At 69.0% G+C, this 22065-nt stretch carries 14 protein-coding genes and 2 pseudogenes; 8 read left to right on the top strand and 8 right to left on the bottom strand.

All coding sequences use genetic code 11. The annotated features are described in order from the left end of the window. The 8 genes from IF78_RS0102000 to IF78_RS0101965 form a co-directional block, all read right to left on the bottom strand. A complete protein-coding gene (locus IF78_RS0102000) occupies positions 1-807 on the bottom strand; it encodes an ABC-2 family transporter protein (protein WP_031475305.1) in 807 nt (268 codons plus the stop codon). Between the two features lies 1 nt (position 808). Further along, positions 809-1816 carry an ABC transporter ATP-binding protein gene (locus IF78_RS0101995; RefSeq protein ID WP_031475307.1) on the bottom strand — a complete coding sequence of 336 codons (1008 nt, stop codon included), beginning with the start codon at positions 1814-1816 and terminating at the stop codon, positions 809-811. Positions 1817-1944: 128 nt separating this feature from the next. After that, a complete protein-coding gene (locus tag IF78_RS0101990; RefSeq protein WP_031475309.1) occupies positions 1945-4815 on the bottom strand; it encodes a glycoside hydrolase family 2 TIM barrel-domain containing protein in 2871 nt (956 codons plus the stop codon). A gap of 27 nt (positions 4816-4842) precedes the next feature. Beyond that, positions 4843-5724, bottom strand: a complete 882-nt coding sequence (locus IF78_RS0101985; protein ID WP_031475311.1) for a carbohydrate ABC transporter permease — start codon at positions 5722-5724, stop codon at positions 4843-4845. Continuing rightward, complete coding sequence (locus tag IF78_RS0101980; RefSeq protein WP_031475313.1) at positions 5721-6686, bottom strand: carbohydrate ABC transporter permease; 966 nt, start codon at positions 6684-6686, stop codon at positions 5721-5723. Before IF78_RS0101980 ends, IF78_RS0101985 begins: the two co-directional genes overlap by 4 nt. Before the next feature lie 20 nt (positions 6687-6706). Beyond that, the gene (locus tag IF78_RS0101975) at positions 6707-7969 is read right to left on the bottom strand and encodes an ABC transporter substrate-binding protein (protein WP_031475315.1); all 1263 of its coding nucleotides are present in this window, start codon (positions 7967-7969) and stop codon (positions 6707-6709) included. Between the two features lie 183 nt (positions 7970-8152). Beyond that, on the bottom strand, positions 8153-9400 hold the full coding sequence (locus IF78_RS0101970) for an ROK family protein (RefSeq protein WP_031475317.1): 1248 nt from the start codon (positions 9398-9400) through the stop codon (positions 8153-8155). A gap of 123 nt (positions 9401-9523) precedes the next feature. Beyond that, positions 9524-10777 carry an FAD-binding protein gene (locus IF78_RS0101965; protein WP_031475319.1) on the bottom strand — a complete coding sequence of 418 codons (1254 nt, stop codon included), beginning with the start codon at positions 10775-10777 and terminating at the stop codon, positions 9524-9526. Positions 10778-10925: 148 nt separating this feature from the next. Between IF78_RS0101965 and IF78_RS0101960 the strand changes: the two genes are divergently transcribed. From IF78_RS0101960 to rsgA, 8 genes and pseudogenes are all read left to right on the top strand, one after another. Beyond that, the gene (locus tag IF78_RS0101960) at positions 10926-11861 is read left to right on the top strand and encodes a hydroxyacid dehydrogenase (RefSeq protein ID WP_078662271.1); all 936 of its coding nucleotides are present in this window, start codon (positions 10926-10928) and stop codon (positions 11859-11861) included. A 187-nt stretch (positions 11862-12048) separates the two neighbouring features. Continuing rightward, a complete protein-coding gene (locus IF78_RS0101955; RefSeq protein WP_031497977.1) occupies positions 12049-13368 on the top strand; it encodes a radical SAM protein in 1320 nt (439 codons plus the stop codon). A 200-nt stretch (positions 13369-13568) separates the two neighbouring features. Further along, positions 13569-15062, top strand: coding sequence for a cellulose binding domain-containing protein (locus tag IF78_RS0101950; RefSeq protein WP_031475325.1), 1494 nt, complete (start codon positions 13569-13571; stop codon positions 15060-15062). A 186-nt stretch (positions 15063-15248) separates the two neighbouring features. Beyond that, positions 15249-15434, top strand: a pseudogene (locus tag IF78_RS49395) (ribosome small subunit-dependent GTPase A); the annotation flags it as partial. 125 nt (positions 15435-15559) lie between these two features. After that, entirely contained in the window at positions 15560-17398 is a 1839-nt protein-coding gene (locus tag IF78_RS0101940; protein WP_031475327.1) for a GmrSD restriction endonuclease domain-containing protein, read from the top strand. 270 nt (positions 17399-17668) lie between these two features. After that, on the top strand, positions 17669-19192 hold the full coding sequence (locus IF78_RS0101935) for a DUF6880 family protein (protein ID WP_031475329.1): 1524 nt from the start codon (positions 17669-17671) through the stop codon (positions 19190-19192). Between the two features lie 173 nt (positions 19193-19365). Continuing rightward, positions 19366-20670, top strand: a pseudogene (locus IF78_RS43250) (AAA family ATPase); the annotation flags it as partial. Positions 20671-20941: 271 nt separating this feature from the next. Then, positions 20942-22036, top strand: a complete 1095-nt coding sequence (gene rsgA, locus IF78_RS0101925) for a ribosome small subunit-dependent GTPase A (RefSeq protein ID WP_031475331.1) — start codon at positions 20942-20944, stop codon at positions 22034-22036. The last annotated feature ends 29 nt before the right edge of the window (positions 22037-22065 follow it).

Genomic DNA, 22065 nt, shown 5'->3' with positions numbered 1-22065 from the left:
TCAGCCTCCCTGCGCGATCACGCGCCGCGCGGCCCGCCGCCACACCCACCGGGTGAGCAGCGCCAGCCCGACGACCCACGCGGCCTGGATCGCCAACTGCGCGCCCGTGTCGGCCAGTTCGATACGGCCGACGTAGATCGACAACGGCACGCTCAGCGTCGCCTGGAACGGCAGGAAGCCGCTCAGCGTGATGAACCAGTCCGGGAAGAACCACAGCGGCGCGTACACCCCCGACAGCAGGTTCTGCGCGAAGATCAGGATCAGCATCGCGGCGTTGTTGCGGATGGTGAAGAAGCACATCTGGTCGAGGATGAGCATGACGTAGTACAGGACCCACTGGCCCAGCAGCATGCTCACCACGAACACCCCTGCCACGCCGGCGGACGCGGGGGGTTCCACGACCCCCGCGGCCAGGCAGACCGCGTATCCGCCCAGGGCCCACGCCAGGCCGTACAACTGCTCGCCGAGGGCGCGCAGGGCGTAGTAGCGCTGGGGTGGCAGCGGGCGCAGATACCAGTAGACGATCGTGCCGAAGTGCATGTGCTGCAGCACCATGTCCCGGCCCGCCGACTGGTCCAGCTCCCGCAGCCGGGAAGCGAGTACGGCCATCACGGCGTAGGTGACCGCCTGGTCGCGGCTGAGTCCGGCGGTGGTGCCCGTCTGGGCGTACAGGCCGCGCCACAGCGAGGCCACGAGGACGACCTGTACGGTCAGCCGCAGCAGGACGGCCGTCATCCGGGGCGGTGTGTGCAGTTCGCCGAGCGGGGTGACGCGGGCGGCGCGCCAGCCGTGCAGTACGGAGGCCATCTCAGGCTCCCTCCGCCGCCGGCTCGGCATGCACGTACGCGGCCCGCATCACGTCCTCCAGGTCCGCCTCGTCGAGGGCGAGGTCCGTCACCTCGTACCGCTCGATGACCCGCTTGAGCGCCTGGTGCACGGTCGGCGCGTCGGGGCCGTCCGGCCCGAAGACCGCATGCGGGCCCTCGCGCCGCAGCAGCGCGATGCCCGGCAGGCCGCCGACCTCGGTGTGCGGGTCGGCGAGCGTCACCCGCACCTGCCAGGTCGAGCCGAACTTGCGGCGGATCTCGTCGAGGGTGCCGTCCAGGACGAGCCGCCCGTGGTTGATCAGCACGACCCGCTCGGCGAGCCGCTCGACCTCCGTCATGTCGTGGGTGGTGAGCAGGACCGTACGGCCGCGCTCCTCCACCTGGTGCCGCAGGAACTCGCGCACCTGTTCCTTCACCACCACGTCCATGCCGATGGTCGGCTCGTCGAGGAAGACGACCGGCGGGTCGTGCAGCAGGGCGGCGGCCAGGTCGGAGCGGACGCGCTGGCCGAGGGAGAGGTGGCGGACCCGGGTGTCCCAGAAGGAGGAGAGGTCCAGGAGGTCGTCGAACTCCTTGAGACGGGTGGCGTGTTCGGCCTTCGGCACCTCGTAGATGTCGCGCAGGATCGCGAACGACTCCCGCACCGGGAGGTCCCACCACAGCTGGGTGCGCTGCCCGAACACGGTGCCGATGTTGCGGGCGTTGCGCTCACGCTCCTCGTACGGCACGACGCCCGCGACGCGGGCCTCGCCGGCGGTGGGGGTGAGGATGCCGGTGAGCATCTTGATCGTGGTGGACTTGCCGGCGCCGTTCGGGCCGAGCAGGGCGAGGAGTTCGCCGGGGGCGACGGAGAAGGTCACGTCGGAGACGGCGTGTTTGGCCACGCGCTCCGGGTTGACGAGTGAACGGAGTGCGCCCGCGAAGCCCGGGCGGCGGACGGTGGTGTGGAAGGTCCGGGACAGACCACGGACCTCGATATTGCCAATCAAACGACATCACTCCCTTGTGACGGACGCAAAGTGCGGCCGGTCGGCATGTCTGCCGAACCGGCCGCTCCGTCGACTGTCCGACGGTGTCGGAAAGTCGATCAATCGGTCAATCGATTAATGGGTCCGTCTCACCTGGCGGTCGAGAAGACGAACGAGAACTCCGTCGGCTCGGCCTTCAGGAAGTACCGCGGCAGCGGACCCGGGCCGCACGACTGCGAGCCGATGCCGTGCTGGCCGTGGTCGAGGTTGACCCAGACCGTGTCGCCCGGCGTGAGGTCGGTCAGGTGCCGGGCGGCGTCCAGCTGCTCGCTGGTCCAGCGACGGGCGCTGAACCAGAACTCCGGGTCGCCCTCGATCCGCAGCCCGCCGAGCTCCACCCAGCGGACGTCGGCCCGGGCGCCGTTCTCCTGGGGGCGCACGTACGGCGTCTGCAACTCGTCGACAGTGGAGTGCCAGAGGCCCACCATCGACGCCGTCCTGGTGTCCGGGTACGCCTCACCGGGACCGCCGCCGAACCACGTCACGGCGTCCGCCTGCGCGAGCCCGAGCCGGAGCCCGAGCCGGGGCAGCGGCACCTTCCAGTCGCCCTCCGGCGTCACGGACACGGTCAGCCGCAGCCGGGTGCCGTCGGAGGTCCACCGGTACACCGTGGCCAGGCCCAGCTCCCAGGCGGCGGGCGCCACCCTGGTCCGCACCGTCAGCGCGTCGTCGCTCAGCTCGACGGCGTCCAGACGGTGCCGCATGCGGTGCAGGCCGTACTTGCGCCACAGCATCCCGTAGCGGGTGTCGCTCTGCCATTCGGCGCCGTCGTCGTTGTCGGTGGGCGCCCGCCACACGTCCAGGCGCGGAGCCGTCACCTCGACGCCGCCGATGGTCTTGAGCGCGCCGGTGCGGACGTCGAAGGAGGCCGGGCCGAGGTAGATCAGCCTCTCGCTCGCGGTGGGGCGGTCGCTCGCAGCCACGGTGGGCAACGGCCGTGCGACGACGGGGAACTGACCCCAGGCGACCTCGTGGTCCTTCCGTCCCCATGCCGTGTCCGCCGCCAGCAGCGCCCGTACCGTCCACTGTGTCTCGGCACCGCGCCCGTCTGCAGGCGGCTGCGGCAGCTTCACGTCGGCCGACTCGCCGGGCGCCAGGTTCGGCACCGACAGGGTGCCCGTCTCGACCGTCTCGCCGTCCACCTGGTACGACCACTCGAAGGCGAGCGCCGACAGATCGGCGAAGTCGTACCTGTTCGTCACGCGTACGGTGCCGTCGGCGCCGTCGCCCTCGATACGGACCGGCTCGATGACCTTCTTGTACTCGACGAGCCCGGGGGAGGGCCGGCGGTCCGGGAAGATCAGTCCGTCGCAGACGAAGTTCCCGTCGTGCAGCTCCTCGCCGAAGTCGCCGCCGTAGGCGTAGCCCAGCTCGGCGTGCTTGACGCCGTGGTCGATCCACTCCCAGACGAAGGCGCCCTGGAGCCGCTCGTACGTCTCGAACAGCCGCTGGTAGTCGGCGAGACCGCCGGGGCCGTTGCCCATCGCGTGTGCGTACTCGCACTGGATGAACGGGAGTTCGCGCCGTTTGTGCGTCCCTCCGTCGAGACGCTGCCCGATCTTCTCGACCTCGTCGTGGAAGGCGTACATCCGCGAGTACACGTCCGTGTCCCGGCAATCGATGTCGCCCTCGTAGTGCACGAGCCGCTCGGGGTCACGGGCGTGGATCCACTCGGCCATCGCGGTGAGCCCGCGCCCGGTGCCGGCCTCGTTGCCGAGGGACCAGAAGACGATCGACGGGTGGTTCTTGTCGCGCTCGACCATCCGGGCCGCACGGTCCAGGAGGGCCGGCGTCCAGCGGTCGTCGTCGACGGGGTTGTCGCGCCAGGCCTGCTCGGTGAAGCCGTGCGTTTCGAGGTCGCACTCGTCGATGACCCACAGGCCGTACTCGTCGCACAGGTCGAGGAAGGCCGGGTGCGGCGGGTAGTGCGAGGTGCGCACGGCGTTGAGGTTGTGCCGCTTCATCAGCAGCACGTCCTCGCGCATGGTCTCCAGGTCGAGGGCGCGGCCCTTCTCGGGGTGCCACTCGTGGCGGTTGACGCCCTTGAAGAGGATCGCCTTGCCGTTGACCTTGATCAGGCCGTCTTCGAGGACGACGGTACGGAAGCCGATGCGCAGCGGCACGCGTTCGCCCGCCGTGACCAGCTCGCCGTCGTACAGCTTCGGCGTCTCCGCCGACCACGGCTCGACCGGGACCGTCACCGGCTCGCCGGTCGCGACATCGATGTCCAGGGCGGGGACGGACACCCGCCCCTCGACCTCGGAGTCGACGCGCAGGGTGCCCTCGCCCCTGGTGTGGTCGTAGGAGGCGTGCACGAAGAAGTCGCCCGCGCTGCCCGTCGGGCGGTGCAGCAGGGTGACGTCACGGAAGATGCCGGGCAGCCACCACTGGTCCTGGTCCTCCAGGTAGGAGCCCGCCGACCACTGGTGGACACGGACGGCGAGCACGTTGCCGGCCGGCTTCAGCAGCTCGCCGACCGCGAACTCGTGCGGCAGGCGGGAGCCCTTGAACTCGCCGAGCTCCGTGCCGTTCAGCCAGACGCGGGCGCAGGACTCGACGCCGTCGAAGCGCAGGACGGCGCCGCCGTCGCCCGGCCAGTCGCCGGGCAGGTCGAAGACCCGCAGGTGGTCGCCGGTGGGGTTCTCGGTCGGCACGTGCGGCGGGTCGACCGGGAAGGGGTAGAGGTGGTTGGTGTAGATGGGCGAACCGAACGCGCCGTCGCCCTGCAGGACCCAGTGGCCGGGGACCGTGACCTCGGCCCAGTCACCGGCGTCGTACCCCTCCGCGGCGAAGGAGTCGTCCTCGGCGTCGACGGTCGGCGACACCCGCAGGCGCCAACTGCCGTTCAGGGAAAGAGACTTCGCGTCCGAGGACGCGTACCAGGCGCGGGGCGGAAGGGCCCCGCGGCCGGGTGAGACGTCCTCTACGTAGTCGACGGGATGGGTGGTGCGGAAAGACATCTGTCTCCAGGTCTGAGGAAGAAGGCGTCAGCCCTTGATGCCGGTCTGTGCGATGCCCTGGACCAGCCAGCGCTGAAGGAACAGGAACACGAACAACAGGGGCAGGATGGAGATGGCCGTGGCCATGAAGATCAGGTGATAGTTGACGGTCTGGTTGGTCGCGTACGACGAGAGCGCGACCTGGACCGTCCACGCGCTGGGATCCTGACCGATGACCAGGGGCCACAGGAAGGCGTTCCAGCCGGCGATGAAGGTGATCGTCGCGATCGCCGCGAAGAAGTTCAGCGAGTTGGGTACGACGACACGCCAGTACGCACCCCAGTAGCTGAGCCCGTCCACGCGCGCCGCCTCCTCCAGCTCCTTCGGGAACCCCAGGAAGTACTGCCGGAACAGGAAGCAGGTGAAACCACTGAACAGGCCCGGAATGATGAGACCCCGGTAGGTGTCGATCCAGCCGAGCGACGAGACGAGCACGAAGCTGGGCACGAACGTGACGGCCGTGGGCACCATCAGGGTGGCCAGTACGGCGTAGAAGATCTTGTTGGCGTGCTTGTACGGGATGCGGGCGAGGCCGTATCCGGCGAGCGAGCAGATCAGCAGGATCCCCGAGGTGTGCAGGATGGCGACGACCAGCGAGTTCCACATCGACCGGGCGAAGTCGACCGTGACGTCGTCGAAGGGCTCCTTGACGTTGGACCACTGGATGTCGGTGGGGAACCACTTCCATTCCTCGCCCGTGATCTCCGGGTCCGTCATGAAGGCGTTGCGGACGATCAGATAGAACGGGATCAGGAAGAGGACGGCGGCCACGCCCGTCGCTATGTACAGACCGGTGTTGCCGATGACGCCGCCGCGGCGCGTGGCCCGCGCCGGCACCTGCTTGCGGACCTCGGGTGCTGTGGTGGTCACTGGGACTCGTCACCCCTTCCGAAGCCCATGATCTTGCCCTGGAACAGGGTCACGAGGCAGATGAGCGCGGTCAGGATCAGCGCACCCGCGCTGCCCGCGCCGTAGTTCTGGTTCTCACCGAGGGCCATCTTGTACAGCTCGACCAGCGGCGGCATGCCCCAGGTGGCCTTGCCGAGCAGGATGAAGAACTCGTCGAAGGCCTGGTAGGCGGCGATGAGTAGCAGCAGGATCACCGCGGTGGACGTCGCCCGCAGCTGGGGCAGCGTGATGTGACGGAAGGTCTGCCAGCCCGGCTTCGCACCGTCGATGGCGGCGGCCTCGTACAGCTCCCGCGGGATGTTCTGCAGCGCCGCCAGGAAGAGGATCATGTAGAAGCCGGACTGCAGCCACAGCCGGACGGTCACGATGACCAGCCAGTACCAGGGCGGATCGGGATTGCCCAGCCAGGCGATGTTCTCGATCCCGAACCAGCCGAGGAAGGTGTTGGCCATGCCGAAGCGGACGCCGTTGAAGATGGACATCTTCCAGATCAGCGCGGCGGCCGCGTAACTGACCGCGGTCGGCAGGAAGAACACCGACCGGAAGAACGCCCGCATGAACCGCAGCCGGTTCACCAGCAGCGCGAGCCCGAGCGACAGGGCCCAGGTGGTCGGCACGATGAACGCGGCGAACACGGTGAACGTGACCAGGGAGTTCCTGAAGTCCGTGTCCGACAGGATCTGCTTGTAGTTGTCGAGGCCGATGAACTCGCTCGGCGTGACGGTGAACCGTGCCTCGAAGAAGCTGAGATACAGGCTCCAGCCGATCGGCACGAAGACGAAGATCACCAGGCCGATCAGGAACGGCCCGGTGAAGAGCCAGAAGTTGAAGGTGCTGTTCGCCTTGAGGCCCCGCCGCGGCCGGTCCTTGGAGACCTTGGCCGGGGCGGGGGAGGCGACCCCGCGCGTGGTGGTGGTCGACATGTCGAGATCCGTCCGGCGGCCTATCCGAAGAGCTTCTGGAGCTCGGTGCTGACCTTCTTCTCACAGGCGGCGAGCTGGGCCTTGGGGTCGCCGTCCTTGCGGACGGAGTTGGCCATCACGTCGTTGAACGCGGCGATCATGGCCTGGGTCCAGCCGATGTTGTCGAAGTGCCCGAACTCGTTGAACAGCTTCACGCCCTCGGCCGGCAGGCCGGACTTCAGCTTCGACGCGGACTCGGCGAGGGAGGTGCGCGGCGGGATGTGGAAGCCGTAGGAGGTGGCGAAGTCCTCCTGGTACTCCTTCTGGTCGATCCACAGCCACTTCACGTACTCCTTGGCCGCCTCGACGTTCTTGCCCTTGGCGTTGACGAACATCGACCAGCCGCCGTTGTAGACCGACTCCTTGCCGGCGGAGCCGACCTTCGGGAAGGGGAAGACGCCGATGTCGTCACCGAGTGCCTCCTGCATGGCCGGCATGGCCCACATGCCGCACCACTGGATCGCCGTCAGCCCCTGGGTGAAGGCCGACGGGTCCCACCAGTCGGCGGGGGCGTCGAGCAGCAGGTCGCCGCTGGTGAACAGACCACGCAGCTGCTTCAGACCGTCGGCGACCGCGTCGGTGTTGAAGGCGGGCTTGTTGTCCGCGGTGAGGGTGTCGGCGCCGGCCGACCAGATCAGGCTGTGCTGGACCGGGGTGAGGTCGTTGCCGAGGTAGGCGCCCTTGACCTTGCCGGTCTTGAGCTTGGCGGCGGCCTCGATCAGCTCCTCCAGCGTGGTCGGCACCTCGACCTTCGCCTTCTCGAAGAGCGAGGGGCGGTAGAAGAAGAACTGGGGGTCGTCGATCATCCGGACCCCGTATATCTTCCCGTCGACCGTGTGCGACTTGATGTCGGCCTGGTTGAAGTCGGACTTGACCGGCTCGATGATGTCGGTCAGGTCCGCCACCTGACCGCTCTTGATGAGCTGGATCTGCGGGTGGAACTCGAACACGTCCGGCGCGTTCTTGGTGAGCAGCGCGGCGAACAGCTTCTGCTCGAAGTTGTTGCCGGTGATCCACTGGGTGGTCACGCTGGTTTCCTTGTACGCCTTCGCGTACCGCTTCACAGCCTGCTCGACGCCCGCCTCGCCGTAGGCGTGGAAGTACTGGACGAGACCGTCGCCCGAACCCCCGCTGCCCCGGCCGGTGTTGCTGCCGCACGCGGCCAGCCCGCCCGCGGCGGCCAGACCCATCGCGGCCCGCAGAACGGTTCGGCGGTCCCAGTTGCTGTTGCTCGATGCCGACATGCTGACGTCCTTGTCTCGAGTGCGGCTGCGCCCGGCGCCGGTGGTTGGAGCGGCTCAGCGCCGGTTGGCTCAAAGGGGCTTGCGGTGCGGGACGTTAACCTTCGGCTAAGGCTTCGGCAAGGGGTTGGACGAAGTCTGTGCGAAGCGTTGCGCAACGTTCGGGATACCGGACGTGACGGGGGTCTACGAAGGCGGTGCGGTACGGCTCCTGGCGGGCGCGGCGGTCCGCTTTGTCTGCCTCTGTCCTACGGACTGCAAGGCCCCCTCCAGCGCGAACGTGGCCGCGCCCAGGCACACCGGGTCGGTGGGGATGGGGGAGAGGACGATCCGGGTGGCGGCCATCGGCCGGGGCAGCGCGTGCCGGGCGACAGCCTCGCGCACCTCGGTGACCAGCGGTTCGCCCAGGGCGGCCGCGACCCAGCTGCTGAGTACGACCACTTCCGGGTTGAACAGGTTGACCAGGTCCGCGATGCCCGCGCCGAGGTAACGGACGGTGTCGCGAAGCGCCTTGAGTGCCACCGGGTCGCGTCCCCGCACTCCCCGGGCGAGCGCGTCGATGGTGGCCGTCTGGTCCTCCGGATGCAGCAGCGCGCTGTCCGCGCTCAACTCCCGCAGGGTCAGCATGATCCCGGACGCGCCGACGTACGCCTCCACGCAGCCGTGCCTGCCGCACCGGCACAGCCGGCCGTCCAGGACGATCGTGGTGTGGCCCCACTCTCCGGCGCTGTTGCTGACGCCCCGGTGCAGCCCGCCGCCCAGGACCAGCCCCGCGCCCACACCGGTGCCGAGGTTGACCACCACGGCATCCCCGCTCCCGCGTGCCGCCCCGAACCACCGCTCGGCCACCGCGCTGGCCCGCAACGGGTTGTCCAGGTACAGCGGGTAGGCGATGTGTTCGGTGAGCAGCTCCAGCAGCGGCACGTCGTGCCAGTCCCAGTTGGGCGCGTACTCGGAGATCCCGGTGGCCCGGTCCACCTGCCCCGGCACGCTCACGCCGACGCCGAGGACGCGCGCGCCCTCGATGCCGGCCTGTGCCACCACCGAGCCGACGGCGGCGGCGACATGCCCCACCACCTGCTCGGGGAGGCTCTCGCCGGGGCGGACGTCCTCCTCGGCGCGGGCCAGCACGTTCAGCCCGAGGTCGAACAGTTCGACATGGACGTACGTCTCAGCGATGTCGACGCCGATCAGCGCACCGCCGGACGCGTTGACGGCCACGAGCCCACGGGGGCGGCCGCCGGCCGAGTCCTCGAACCCGACCTCCGTGATCATACGGAGGTCGAGCAGCTCGCCCACGAGGGTGGCGACCGTGGCGAGACTGAGCCCGGTGGCGGCCGCCAGCTCCTGCCGGGAGGTGGGCGACGAGGCGATGATCTGGCGCAGCACCTCGTAGCGGTTCGCGGTGCGGATGTCGCGTGATGTGCGCTTCACCGGGTGCCCCCGTCCCTTCACGTCAGGCCGGGGCGACGTCGGCACCGGCGCGGCGCAAGGCTATGGCGTGCGGGGACTTTCGACAAGGGGTTAGGAAAGGGGGTTTACGAAGTCCCCCCGGGGTCAGTCACCCAGTATGTCCTGCACGAAGGCGTTGGCGAACTTCCGACCCGGATCCAGCTCCCGCGCCAGCCCCCGGAAGTCGGCCAGCCGCGGATACCGCCCGCGCACGACCTCCGCCGGCACCGCGAACACCTTCCCCCAGTGCGGCCGCGGCTCGAAGGCGTCCAGCGCATCCTCCAGCCGCCGCACCACCGGCATGACGGCCGCGGGGTCCTCGATCCAGGTGAAGTGCAGCGCCACGGTGTCCCGGCCGTACGACGGGCTGAGCCACTGCTCGTCGGCGGTGACCGTGCGCACCTCGCAGGTCTGCAGCACAGGGGCGACCGTCTCCCGGATCCCGTCGACGGCCCGCAGCGCGTCGACGGCGTACCGGCGCGGCAGCAGATACTCCGACTGCAGCTCTGCCCCGCTGCTCGGCGTGAACTCGGCCCGGAAGTGCGGCAGCCGCTGGTGCCACGGCCCCGGCACCCCGAACTGCTCCGTGCAGTTCACCGCGGGCATTCCCGGCACCGGGTGCAGCTTCTCCGTGGCGGGTGCCGCCCACGGGAAGGCGGGCAGCGGCTGGTCGGTGCGCCGCTTGAGCCACACCTGCCGGAAACCGGGCTCACGCCAGTCGGTGAAGAGGCTGACGCTGTACGCCGACGACATCACCGTCTCGAACATCGCCAAGTCCAGCCCGTCCAGCGGAAGTTCGGTGAACACGTGCTGCTCGACGTCGAAGGACGGCTCCAGGTCGAGGGTGAGCGCCGTGACGACACCGAGGGCGCCCAGCGAGGTGACCGCACCGCCGAACCGCTGCTCGCCGCGCCCGACGGTCACCACCGAACCGTCCGCCGTGACAAGCTCGACCTCCCGCACCGACGTGGCCAGCGAGCCGTTGCCGATCCCCGACCCGTGGGTGCCGGTGGCGACCGAGCCCGCCACCGAAATGTGCGGCAAGGAAGCCATGTTGGGCAGCGCCAGCCCGTGTGCGTACACCGCGCGGGCGAGCTCGGCGTACCGTACGCCGCCCGAGACCCGTACCGTACGGGCTTCACGGTCCACGTCGATCACCGGCGGCAGACCCGCGATGGACAGCAGGACGCCCTCGGGGCCCGGCTCGGCGATCTCGTTGAAGGAGTGCCCGCTGCCCAGCACCCGCACCCGGTCGCTTCCCGCCACCAGGGCGCTGATCGCGTCGAGCGAGTACGGGCGGTGCAACTCCTTGGCGGAGTAGGTGATGTTGCCCGCCCAGTTGGTGATCGTCTCGGTCATCCTTGCCGTCCCTCCAGCAGAGTGCCTACGTTGACCCTCTCATTCGCCGCCGCCTACCGTGGAGAGCGGTTTCTCGTGGTCTCTCGCGATGCCTCACGGTTCCTCGCGATCCCTCACGGTCACGCGGCCCAGCGGGAAGGTCACTTCGTTGCCCGAGCGTCACCAGGCGCTGTTCGCCATGACCCCTGAGAACCTGCCGCTCCTCTTTCCGCCCTACGTGCTGGCACGGCTGCGGGAGTCCGTGGACATCGATCCCGCGCTGGTGGCCGAGGACTTCGGTGACCCCGGCGTCGCCGAGGTGCTCGCCCGCACCGAGATCCTCGTCACCGGCTGGGGCTGCCCCCGCCTGGATGCGGCCGTCCTCGACGCGGCGCCAAGACTGCGCGCGGTGCTGCACTCGGCCGGCTCGGTCAAGAGCCTCGCCACGCCCGAGCTCTGGCGGCGAGGCATCGCGGTGAGCTCGGCGGCGGTGGCCAACGCCGTGCCGGTCGCCGAGTACACCCTCGCCATGATCCTGCTCGCCGGAAAGGACCTCTTCGCCGCCCGCGACCGCCTGCGCACCGAGCGCGCCTTCCCCGGCTGGGGGCTCACCTCCGGCATCGGCAATTACGGCCGCCGGGTCGGGGTGATCGGCGCCTCGCGCATCGGCCGCCGCGTGATCGAACTCCTCCGCCCCTTCGACCTGCCCGTGAGTCTCACCGACCCGTACGTCGACGAGGCGGGCGCCGCCGAGCTGGGCGTGCCGCTGCTGCCGCTGGTCGACCTCCTGCGCACCTCGGACATCGTGACGGTCCACGTCCCCGAGACCCCGGAGACCCGCCACCTCATCGGCTCCCGTGAGCTGGCCCTGATGCCCGACGGGGCGGTCCTGATCAACACCGCCCGCGGCGGCCTGCTCGACCACGAGGCCCTGATCGCCGAACTCCGCACCGGCCGCCTCTCGGCGATCCTCGATGTCACCGACCCCGAGCCGCTGCCCGCCGACTCGTCTCTGTACGACTTGCCGAACGCCTTTTCGACCCCGCTCCCAGGGGGCTCTGCCCCCTGGACCCCCGCTCCTCAAACGCCGGAGGGGCTGACTTAGCCCGTCCGGCGTTTGAGGACGAGGCCCCTGCAGGGCCGAAGCGGGGGTCTGGGGGCGGCAGCCCCCAGGGATGGGACGGGTAGGGGCGGCGGGGGCGAGAAAAGACGCCCCACCCCCCGGCGCCGCTCACGCCGGGGCGGGGGCATAACGTGAGGAGTCATACGCCTGAGCCGGGAGGAGAAAACGGATGGGCAGCCGCACCGCACTGGTCGAGGATCTGATGGAGCGATTCCCGCACGTTCCGCGGGAAGCCGTCTTCAAGGAGGACCTGCTCAGGGGTGGCGTGGCCTTCGACCCGTCCGCCCTCAGCGACAACGAGGGCGGCGAGGTCAAGCCGAAGTCGTACTTCATCTTCTCCTTCGACCACGGCACCCTGCCCGAGCTGGGCGAGGCCGCGCTGCGCCGCCCCCCGGAGGAGATCATCCTCACCGGCGGGCCGTACGACCTGCGCCGCACCGTCGTCTCCGTGCGCGTGAACCCGTCGTCGCCGTACCGGGTCGCGGCGGACGACGACGGCATCCTCGGCCTCTACCTCGACGGCAAGCGCATCGCCGACGTCGGGGTGCCCCCGATGCCGGAGTACTACCGGCACAAGCTCGCCAACGGGAAGTCCGTCATGGAGGTGGCCCCGACGATCCAGTGGGGTTACCTCATCTACCTCACCGTGTTCCGGGTGTGCCAGTACTTCGGCGCCAAGGAGGAGTGCCAGTACTGCGACATCAACCACAACTGGCGCCAGCACAAGGCGGCGGGCCGGCCGTACACCGGTGTGAAGGACGTCGAGGAGGTCCTCGAAGCCCTGGAGATCATCGACCGGTACGACACGGCCAAGGCGTCCACCGCCTACACCCTCACCGGCGGCGCGATCACCAAGACCGTCTCCGGCCGGGACGAGGCCGACTTCTACGGCCACTACGCCAAGGCCATCGAGGAGCGCTTCCCGGGCCGCTGGATCGGCAAGGTCGTCGCACAGGCGCTGCCGCGCGACGACGTGCAGCGGTTCAAGGACTACGGCGTGCAGATCTACCACCCCAACTACGAGGTGTGGGACGAGTACCTGTTCAAGATGTACTGCCCGGGCAAGGAGCGTTACGTCGGCCGGGACGTGTGGCACAAGCGGATCCTCGACTCGGCGGACGTGTTCGGCGCGCGCAACGTGATCCCCAACTTCGTGGCGGGCGTCGAGATGGCCGAGCCCTTCGGGTTCAAGACGGTCGACGAGGCGATCGCGTCGACCACCGAGGGTCTGCGCTTCTTCATGTCGCACGGCATCACGCCCCGCTTCACCACCTGGTGCCCGGAGCCCACCACCCCGCTCGGCAAGGCCAACCCGCAGGGTGCGCCGCTGGAGTACCACATCCGGCTGCTCGAGGCCTACCGCTCCACCATGGACGACTTCGGCCTGTCCTCGCCCCCCGGCTACGGGCCGCCCGGGCCCGGCCGCGCCGTGTTCTCGGTCAGCTCCTTCATGGACAGCCTTCCGGCGGGGGAGTCCGCCACGGTATAGGTGACCGTACGGGTGAGACAGATGAGGCTCGCATCCGTACAAGTGGCTGGAGTTGTGGGCGCGACGGTCTGTCATGACATCTGAATACAGCGCTTGTCAGTTGTGTTGAAAACGTGAAAGGCTCATGCCCTGCCGCGAGGTTCCCCCCAACTCCATTGCCAATATGGCGAGTTGACCTCGCTTGTGGATGCAGGAGACTCATGCCCGACCTGCCGACCCCCCAGGACGCCACCGAGGCCGCGCTGTTCTCCGAGTGCTGGGACGCCGTGCTGTCGTACGCCGATCTGTGCACGGCCGGCTCCACCGCGGCCGGCCAGTTGGCCACGGAGGCGTTTTCGACCGGCATACGCGAGGCCCGTGAGGCCGAGGCCGGGACCTTCCGGAGCGCGGGCCGCCGCCCTGCCCGCCTGCCCCGGATACCCCTCCTCCTGACCGCCGTACGCACCACGGCGGCCGCCTGGGAGGAGTCCGGCCAGGGCCACAAGCTCGACCCCGACCTGCGCCTGTGGCTCAACTCCGACAAGGCCGCCCGCTATACCGGACCCCCCCTGCAGCGCCCGATCGCCCTGCGCGGACTGCGCGACATGCAGGAGCCGGACGCCGCGCTGCTGTGGCTGGCCGAGGTGGAGGCGCTGCCGCTGCCCGTCGTGGCCCGCCGGCTCGGCCTCGACCCGGACACCGTCTCCGAGGAACTCAACCAGGTCCGGAGCCTGTTCCGGGACCGCTGCCGGCGCAGCCACCTCGACACGCCGATGGACGCGCGGTGCCGCAGCTACGCCCGCCTTCTCGACGCCGTCACCCGCTCGACGGCCCCCGACACCCCGGACGACCTCTCCCGCCACCTCGCCACCTGCGTGCAGTGCGCCGAGGCCGCCGCCTGTCTGCGGCTGCAGGGCGGCGGGCTGCCCGGGGCGCTCGCCGGCGGTGTGATCGGCTGGGGCGGCCTCGCCTATCTGGAGCGCCGCCGCCGGGCCGCCGAGGTGCGCCTCGCCGGTCCCCGTGACCCGGCGGACGCGGACGCCGGACCGCCGAACCCCGGCGCGCACAAGGCGCGCGTCGTACGCAACGGCCTCCTCGTCGCCGCCGTCCTCGTCTCCGCGCTCGCTCTCGCGGTGTCGGTGATGCCGGCCGGTTCCACCGGCGACGGCGCCACGGCGGGCGGCGACCCGTCCGACCGTCAGCCGGTCGCCGGCCCCGGCTTCACGATGCCGGTGACGTCCGCCACGCAGTCCGCGTCGGACTCGCCGCAACCGTCGCAGACCACCACACGCGACGACTCGCCCGAGGCGGAGAAGCCCGACCCGGACCCGGAGCCGCAGGGCACCACGTCGTCCACGGCCGACGAGGACGACCCGGAGCCGTCCACGAGCGAACCGCCCACCTGCGGCGTCCAGTACGACCTCGTCAACGAATGGCCCGACGGCTTCCAGGCCACCGTCACCGTCACCACCGAACGGGCCCTCGACGACTGGCGCGTCGCCTGGTCCTTCCGCGACGGCCAGAAGGTCGGCCAGATGTGGGACGCGAGCTTCGCCCAGAACGGCTCCCGGGTCACGGCCAAGGCCGCCGACTACAACCGGACGGTCCACGCGAACGGCACCCTCTCCTTCGGGTTCATCGCCTCCTGGGAGGGTGAGAACTCGGCGGGGTACGACTTCACGTTGAACGGGCACGACTGCGCGAAAACCAGTTGACGGGCCTTCGTGGGGCCGGGCTGGAGTGACGGCGGTTCAGGGCGGTGGCCGGTGGCCGCCGCCGTCGAGCGGACGTATATGAGGAGGTGTCGACCGATGGCTGTCCTTGCGATGGGCGCTGCCCGCCTCCAGTTCATCAAGTCCACCTCCGTGGCCCCGGCTGACCTCACCTGATCTCTCCGCGTCCTGTGTACGCGGCTGCGCACCGCCGACGGGGTCGTACGGGCCGACACGGCCTTCGTCACCCCGCACGATCCGATGCGGGTCGTGTGCACCGGTGACCGGGTCGCCGTCGAACCCGCGGGGAGCAATCCCCGCTACGTACGGACGTATCTGCCACGCCGAACCGCCTTCGTGCGCTCCACCTCCTCCTGATGAAGATCCGTTTTGCCGTTCTGGCACCTGATGTGTCATGACAACCAGTAGTTTCTTTGTGACACGAGACAAGTCGACCTCAGGCGCCCACCTTTGGTGTCCGGCAGCCTCAAGGAGCCGATGTGCCCGACGAAGCGTTCAGCATCGACAAGCGGCCGCTGCGAGATCTGCTGCGGCAGGTCGAGGTCGGCAAGGCCCAACTGCCCGAGTTTCAGCGGGGCTGGGTGTGGCCCTACCCGAACATCGCCGGCCTCCTTGCGTCGATCTCGCTGAGCTATCCCGTAGGCACCGTCATGTTGCTCAAGGCGGGTGGCGACGTCCGGTTCAAGTACCGGCCCATCGAAGGGGCCACCCCGGCCGGTGAGCCCGTGCCCGACACGCTCGTACTCGACGGGCAGCAGCGGCTGACGTCGCTGTTCCAGTCCCTGAAGCTGAACGGTCCGGTCGTCACCCAGGACTTACGCAAGCATCAGGTGTCGGGCTGGTTCTACGTCGACATGGTTCAGGCTCTCGACGAGAACAGCGACCGCGAGGAGGCCATCCGGTTTCTGCCGGAAACGCGCAAGGTCCTGAACTTCCGGGGGCAGGTCGTTGAGGACTACTCGACTGCCGAGCGCGAGTACGAGGCACATCTCTTCCCGCTTCACGCCGTCTTCGACGGCGGTGACTGGGGTTACGAGTTCACCGACTACTGGGACGGTGACAAGGAGAAGCGCAGACTGTGGCGCGATTTCAATGAGGCGTTCGTCCGCTCCTTCGACCGCTACCACGTGCCAGTCATCGAACTCGGGCAGGCAACGCCACGCCAAGCCGTGTGCCAGGTGTTCGAGAAGGTCAACACCGGCGGTGTCACCCTGACCGTCTTCGAGCTGTTGACCGCCACCTACGCGGCGGACGAGTTCGATCTACGCAACCACTGGGAGCGGGAGTGCCGGGCTGCGTGGAACGCGCCCGAGTACCGCATCCTTCGGGAGGTGTCCAACACGGACTTCCTCCAGGCAGTCACCCTGCTGGCTACGGCCGAACGGCGCAGGCGCGAGGCCGAACGCGGGACGGAAGAGGAGCGACTGCCGCGCATCGGGTGCAAGCGGAAGGACATGCTCGCCCTCGCCTTGGAGGACTACGTACGCTTCTCGCCGTCCGTCATCGACGGGTTCAAGGCAGCAGCCAAGTTCCTGCACCAGCAGTTTCTCTTCGATACGAAGTTCCTGCCTTACGGGACACAGCTGATACCGCTTGCCGCGATCCTGGCCCTGGCCGGGGATGCCGCGCAGAGCGCCGGGGCCCAGCACAAGCTCGCCCGCTGGTACTGGTGCGGTGTGTTCGGGGAGCTGTACGGGGGCTCGACCGAGACACGCTTCAGCCAGGATTTGCCGGATGTCGCCGACTGGATCCGCGAGGATGCGGCAGAGCCCCGGACCGTCACCGCTGCGCAGTTCGCCCCTGGACGCCTGCTGACTCTCCGTACGCGCAACAGCGCTGCCTACAAGGGGATTTACGCACTCCTGCTCAAGGCGGGGGCCCTGGACTGGCGCACCGGAGAGAAGGCCGAAGTCACCGGGTATTTCGATGAGTCCATTGACATCCACCACATCTTCCCCAAGACGTGGTGCGAAAAAGCTGGATACGCCCCCGCCGACTACAACTCGATCATCAACAAGACCCCGCTGACTGCCCGCACCAACCGAATCATCGGAGGGGCGGCTCCCTCCGACTACCTGGGCCGTCTGGTCAAGACCGCGCAGACCCCTCACGAAAGCGTCGCCGAACGTATTCGCTCCCACCTGGCCCCACCGGAACTCATGGCCATCGATGACTTCGACGGATTCTTCACCGCCCGTAAAGCGGCGCTGCTCCGCAGCATCTCGGACGTGATGGGCAAGCCGATCCTGGAGGACGAGTCGAGCGCCGAGGGCCTGGCGATCAGCCTCGACGCAGTGGACGACACCGACGATCTGTGAGCAACGACAATCGGTGATCAACGAGATCCTCGTATGCACTGTGATCAACGATGGATTCGAGATGCCGCTGCCAGTTGCACCGAGACGAGTTGCAGGACTGGTCGTGAGAATGGCGAGGCCGGACCTTGTCGCGGTCGTGAGCTGCTGCTTGGCGTGAGCTGCCGCTCCACTCCTGCGGTTGAATGTTTCTGTGGCACAGGGCTTCGACTTCGACGAGGACGACCTGCGAGGACTGGCCGGGCCGAGCGGGGTCGAGGGTATCTGGCCGCGGTGTCCGCCGTGGAGGTCGGCGACGGCTGGATCACGGCCACCGTCCAGGGGACGGACACCTACCAGGCGGAGCTGACCCTGCTGGTCGCCCTGGGTCTGACCGTGCTCGCCGAGCCGGAGGCGGTGCCGCGGCAGCGGCGCCAGGCCAGGACTCGTGCTCAGGAGTTGGATGCGTGGCTGGCTGCGCTCTCCAGGGACGAGTTGCTCGCCCTGGTGCGGGAACAGGTCGGTGAGGACCGGAAGTTGGCGCGTCGCCTGGGGTTGCAGGCGGCGAGCACCCGTGGGGATCTGGTCGAGGTTTGCGCCCGGGTCCGGGAACTCCTGGACACCTCCCCCTTCTCGCGGTACGGCTACGTCGAGTACGCCGATGCCCACGCATACGGCGAACAGGCCTCTCAGGCGGCGTCCGCGATCGCCGCGCTGACCGCCGCCGGGCGGGCCGTGCACGCGATCTCACTGTCCCGGGAGGCGATGCGACTGCTGAGCGAGGCGCGAGATGCCATCGACGACTCCGACAGTCACCTGGGCCGAATCGGGGCTGCGCTCGCCGAAGCCCACCTCGACGCATGCCGCGCAGCACGCCCCGACTCGGATGAGACCGCGCGGTGGCTGGTCGGCCATCTGCTCAGTGACCTGGACGTTCTCACCGGCATCGATCCTCTTGACTACGAGGATGCCCTCGGCGCACAAGGGATGGCCCAGGTAAGGGAGTTGGCAGCTGCTGCATGGCGCCGCCACCGTACCGGTCGGGCAGAGAAGCACCTGATGGAACGGCTGGCCAAGGCGGGAGGAGACGTGGACGGATGGGTCGCCGGGCACGCGGCCGACCTCGCCCCGGACGGCAGCACCCACCTGGGCATCGCCTGCGAACTGGACACCGCCGGCCGTCCGGACGAGGCCCTGCGGTGGGCGGAACGCGGCACCGAGGAAACACCCGACGACGTCACCCCCGACAACGCTCTGATCGACTACCTCTGCGACCGCTATACCCTCGCCAACCGGCTCCGTGACGCCGTTGCCCTGCGTCACGGCCAGTTCGCCAGGCGCCGCTCTTTGGCCGCGTACCGGCAGCTACGTGCGGCGGCACAGGCGGCCGGCTGCTGGCAGGCCGAGCGGGAACAGGCGCTTGTGCTGCTGCGCGCCGAAGCCGGGCAGCGGCAGCAGTCCTGGTACGGCGGCCCGGTCCTGGTCGATGCCCTGCTCGACGACGGCGACGTCGACGCTGCCTGGCGGGCCGCGGACGAAACGCGTGCGCACGACCGGCAGTGGCTCGCCCTCGCCGACCAGGCCCGCGCCGTCCGTCCTGCCGGCGCGCTCGGGGTCTACCTACGGCTGGCCGAACCACTCATGAACCAGACGGGCAACGCCGTCTACGAGCAACTCACCAGCCTGCTGCTGAGCATGCGCGATTGCCACCGCCGCCTGGGCACCGAAGACGAGTTCACCGCACACCTCGACGCTCTGCGTGCCGACCAGAAGCGCAAGCGCAACCTGATGCGGCTCCTCGACCGGCACGGCTTGTGATGCTTCTCGTCCCTTCGGCTCATTCCGCTTCGTCGCACTCGCTGGCCCCGGATGGCTGGGACGAGCGAGTGGGAAGCGGGGTTCGCTTCGTCGTTCCGCGGGCCCGATGGAGGTCGAGTGGTTTCCGGCTCCGGTCAAGTCGACGGAGGGATAGATAGGGGTACAGTTTATAGTTCGGCGCGACCGAGGCCGCCGATGCCGAGTCGCTGCGGCGTATCAGCGCCGCGCTCACCACGCATGTGCGACCTGCCAGTCCGTACCACTTCGCCGACTGGGCCGAGGCTGTCGACGCGCTCCTCGCGCTGGGCACAGAGCGGCCCATGCCCGTCGTGATCGACGAGTTCCCATACCTTGCCAAGGCGAATCCGGAGCTCCCCTCGATCATCCAAGAGGCGCTGCGAACCCTGCGCGACCAGCGCAGCGGCTCCCGCACCCGGCTACTGCTGTGCGGCTCGGCGCTGTCGTTCATGGGCAGGCTGCTGTCCGGCAATGCCCCCTTGCGAGGCCGGGCAGGGCTGGAGTTGGTTGTCCGCCCTCTCGACCACCGCCTGGCCGCCGAATTCTGGAACATCACAGACCCGCGCCTGGCCCTGCAGGTCAACGCGATTGTCGGCGGCACACCTGCGTACCGACGGGAATTCGCCCGCGGCGACACTCCGAACGGAGCCGACGACTTCGACGACTGGGTCGTCCGCACCGTCCTCAACCCAGAGACCCCTCTGTTCCGTGAGGCCCGCTATCTGCTCGCGGAAGAGCCCGACCTGCGGGACACCGCCCTGTACCTGTCCGTACTGACCGCGGTCGCCGACGGCAACGCCACCCGCGGAGGTATGGCCGGGTACCTGGAACGCAAGGCCACCGACATCGCACACCCCATCAACGTCCTCGAAGACGCCGGCCTGCTGCACCGAGACGCCGACGCCTTCCGCGACAACCGCCCCACCTACCGCATCGCCGAACCGCTGATCGGCTTCTATCACGCCATCATGCGACCCGTCTGGGACCAGCTGGAACGCCCCGGCAGCGCAGCTCGGGTCTGGCAGGCCAGCCGCCGCCGCTTCACGAGTAACGTCCTCGGCCCTCATTTCGAACAGGTCTGCCGCGACTGGGCGCTGCACCACGCCGACCCAGAACTGATCGGAGGTCTGCCCGCCCGGGTCGGGCACGGAGTGGTGCACGATCCGAAGGCCCGCATCGGACACGAAGTGGACGTGGCGGTCATCGGCATCGCCGACGGTTCCAAGCCACCGCTCCTGGCCATCGGCGAGGCCAAGTGGAACGACACCATGGGCATCGCCCACATCGAGCGCCTCCAGCACATCCGCGACGTCATCACCCAGGCGGGACGCTACGACACCACCGGTACCCGACTCATGTGTTTCAGCGGCGCGGGCTTCAACGACAAGGCATACGCGGCCGCACATGCCGACGCGGATATCCAACTGGTCGACCTGCAGACGCTCTACGGCATGGCATGACCCGTGCCCCGAGGACGTGAACATGGGTCGTCATAATTCGATGGCGTCATGGGCCCATGTACCTCTAGGGTCGAGGCTGTTCGAGCGGTAGCCCCACATTGCCGGGGTGCCTTGACCTGTTCGGGAGGTGTGACCGATGGCTGTCGTTGAGATGGGCGCTGCCCGCATCCAGTTCATCAAGTCCACCTCCGTGGCCGCCGGCTGACCTCACCTGATCTCTCCGCGTCCTGTGTACGCGGCTGCCGGGGCCACCCTTGTGAAGGGTCACCCGTTGACTTCCACCTCTGTTTTCTCCGCGTTGGCTCCCTACGGCTGGGACTCGGCCTGGGCCGACGCGTTCACCCCGTACGACACCGAGGGGCTGGTGCCCGGGCGGGTCGTGCGGGTCGACCGTGGGCAGTGCGACGTCGTCACCGCCGACGGGGTCGTACGGGCCGACACGGCCTTCGTCACCCCGCACGATCCGATGCGGGTCGTGTGCACCGGTGACTGGGTCGCCGTCGAACCCGCGGGGAGCAATCCCCGCTACGTACGGACGTATCTGCCACGCCGTACCGCCTTCGTGCGCTCCACCTCCTCCAAGCGGTCCGAGGGGCAGATCCTCGCGGCCAACGTCGACCATGCGATCGTCGCCGTGTCGCTGGCCGTCGAACTCGACCTCGGCCGTATCGAGCGGTTCCTCGCGCTCGCCTGGGAGTCGGGCGCCCAGCCGGTCGTCGTCCTCACCAAGGCGGACCTCGTGCCGGACCCGGTGACGCTGTCGCATCTCGTCCAGGACGTCGAGACGACTGCGCCGGGGGTGCCTGTGCTGCCGGTCAGCGCCGTGGACGGGGACGGGCTCGAAGTGCTCGTCGCCCTCGTCTCCGGTGGTACGTCCGTGCTGCTCGGGCAGTCCGGTGCGGGCAAGTCGACGCTCGCCAACGCGCTGCTCGGCGAGGACGTCATGGAGGTCCAGGCCGCGCGTGACGTCGACGGCAAGGGGCGTCATACGACCACCACGCGCAATCTCCTCGCCCTGCCCGGCGGCGGGGTCCTCATCGACACCCCGGGGCTGCGGGGTGTCGGGCTCTGGGACGCCGGGGCCGGGGTCGGTCAGGTCTTCTCGGAGATCGAGGAGCTGGCCGAGGGGTGCCGATTCCAGGACTGTGCGCATGATGCCGAGCCGGGGTGCGCGGTGCGCTCCGCCATCGACGCGGGTTCGCTGCCGCTGCGCCGACTGGAGAGCTACCGGAAGCTGATGCGGGAGAACCAGCGGATCGTGGCGAAGACGGACGCGAGGGTCCGTGCGGAGCTTCGGCGGGACTGGAAGAAGAAGGGCGCTGAGGGGAGGGCGGCGATGGAAGCGAAGCAGCGAGGCTGGCGCTGACGATCTCGGTGTTCGTGTGGCCGTCTCTG

This window comes from Streptomyces bicolor (assembly GCF_000719285.1).
Taxonomy (GTDB): Bacteria; Actinomycetota; Actinomycetes; order Streptomycetales; family Streptomycetaceae; genus Streptomyces; species Streptomyces bicolor.
This window is presented reverse-complemented; position numbering and strand designations above follow the sequence as displayed.

Coding starts and splice junctions, on each gene's coding strand:
- IF78_RS0102000 (WP_031475305.1), bottom strand. CDS start 807: ATGGCCTCCGTACTGCACGGCTGGCGCGCCGCCCGCGTCACCCCGCTC.
- IF78_RS0101965 (WP_031475319.1), bottom strand. CDS start 10,777: ATGACCGAGACGATCACCAACTGGGCGGGCAACATCACCTACTCCGCC.
- IF78_RS0101990 (WP_031475309.1), bottom strand. CDS start 4,815: ATGTCTTTCCGCACCACCCATCCCGTCGACTACGTAGAGGACGTCTCA.
- IF78_RS0101980 (WP_031475313.1), bottom strand. CDS start 6,686: ATGTCGACCACCACCACGCGCGGGGTCGCCTCCCCCGCCCCGGCCAAG.
- IF78_RS0101975 (WP_031475315.1), bottom strand. CDS start 7,969: ATGTCGGCATCGAGCAACAGCAACTGGGACCGCCGAACCGTTCTGCGG.
- IF78_RS0101950 (WP_031475325.1), top strand. CDS start 13,569: ATGCCCGACCTGCCGACCCCCCAGGACGCCACCGAGGCCGCGCTGTTC.
- IF78_RS0101955 (WP_031497977.1), top strand. CDS start 12,049: ATGGGCAGCCGCACCGCACTGGTCGAGGATCTGATGGAGCGATTCCCG.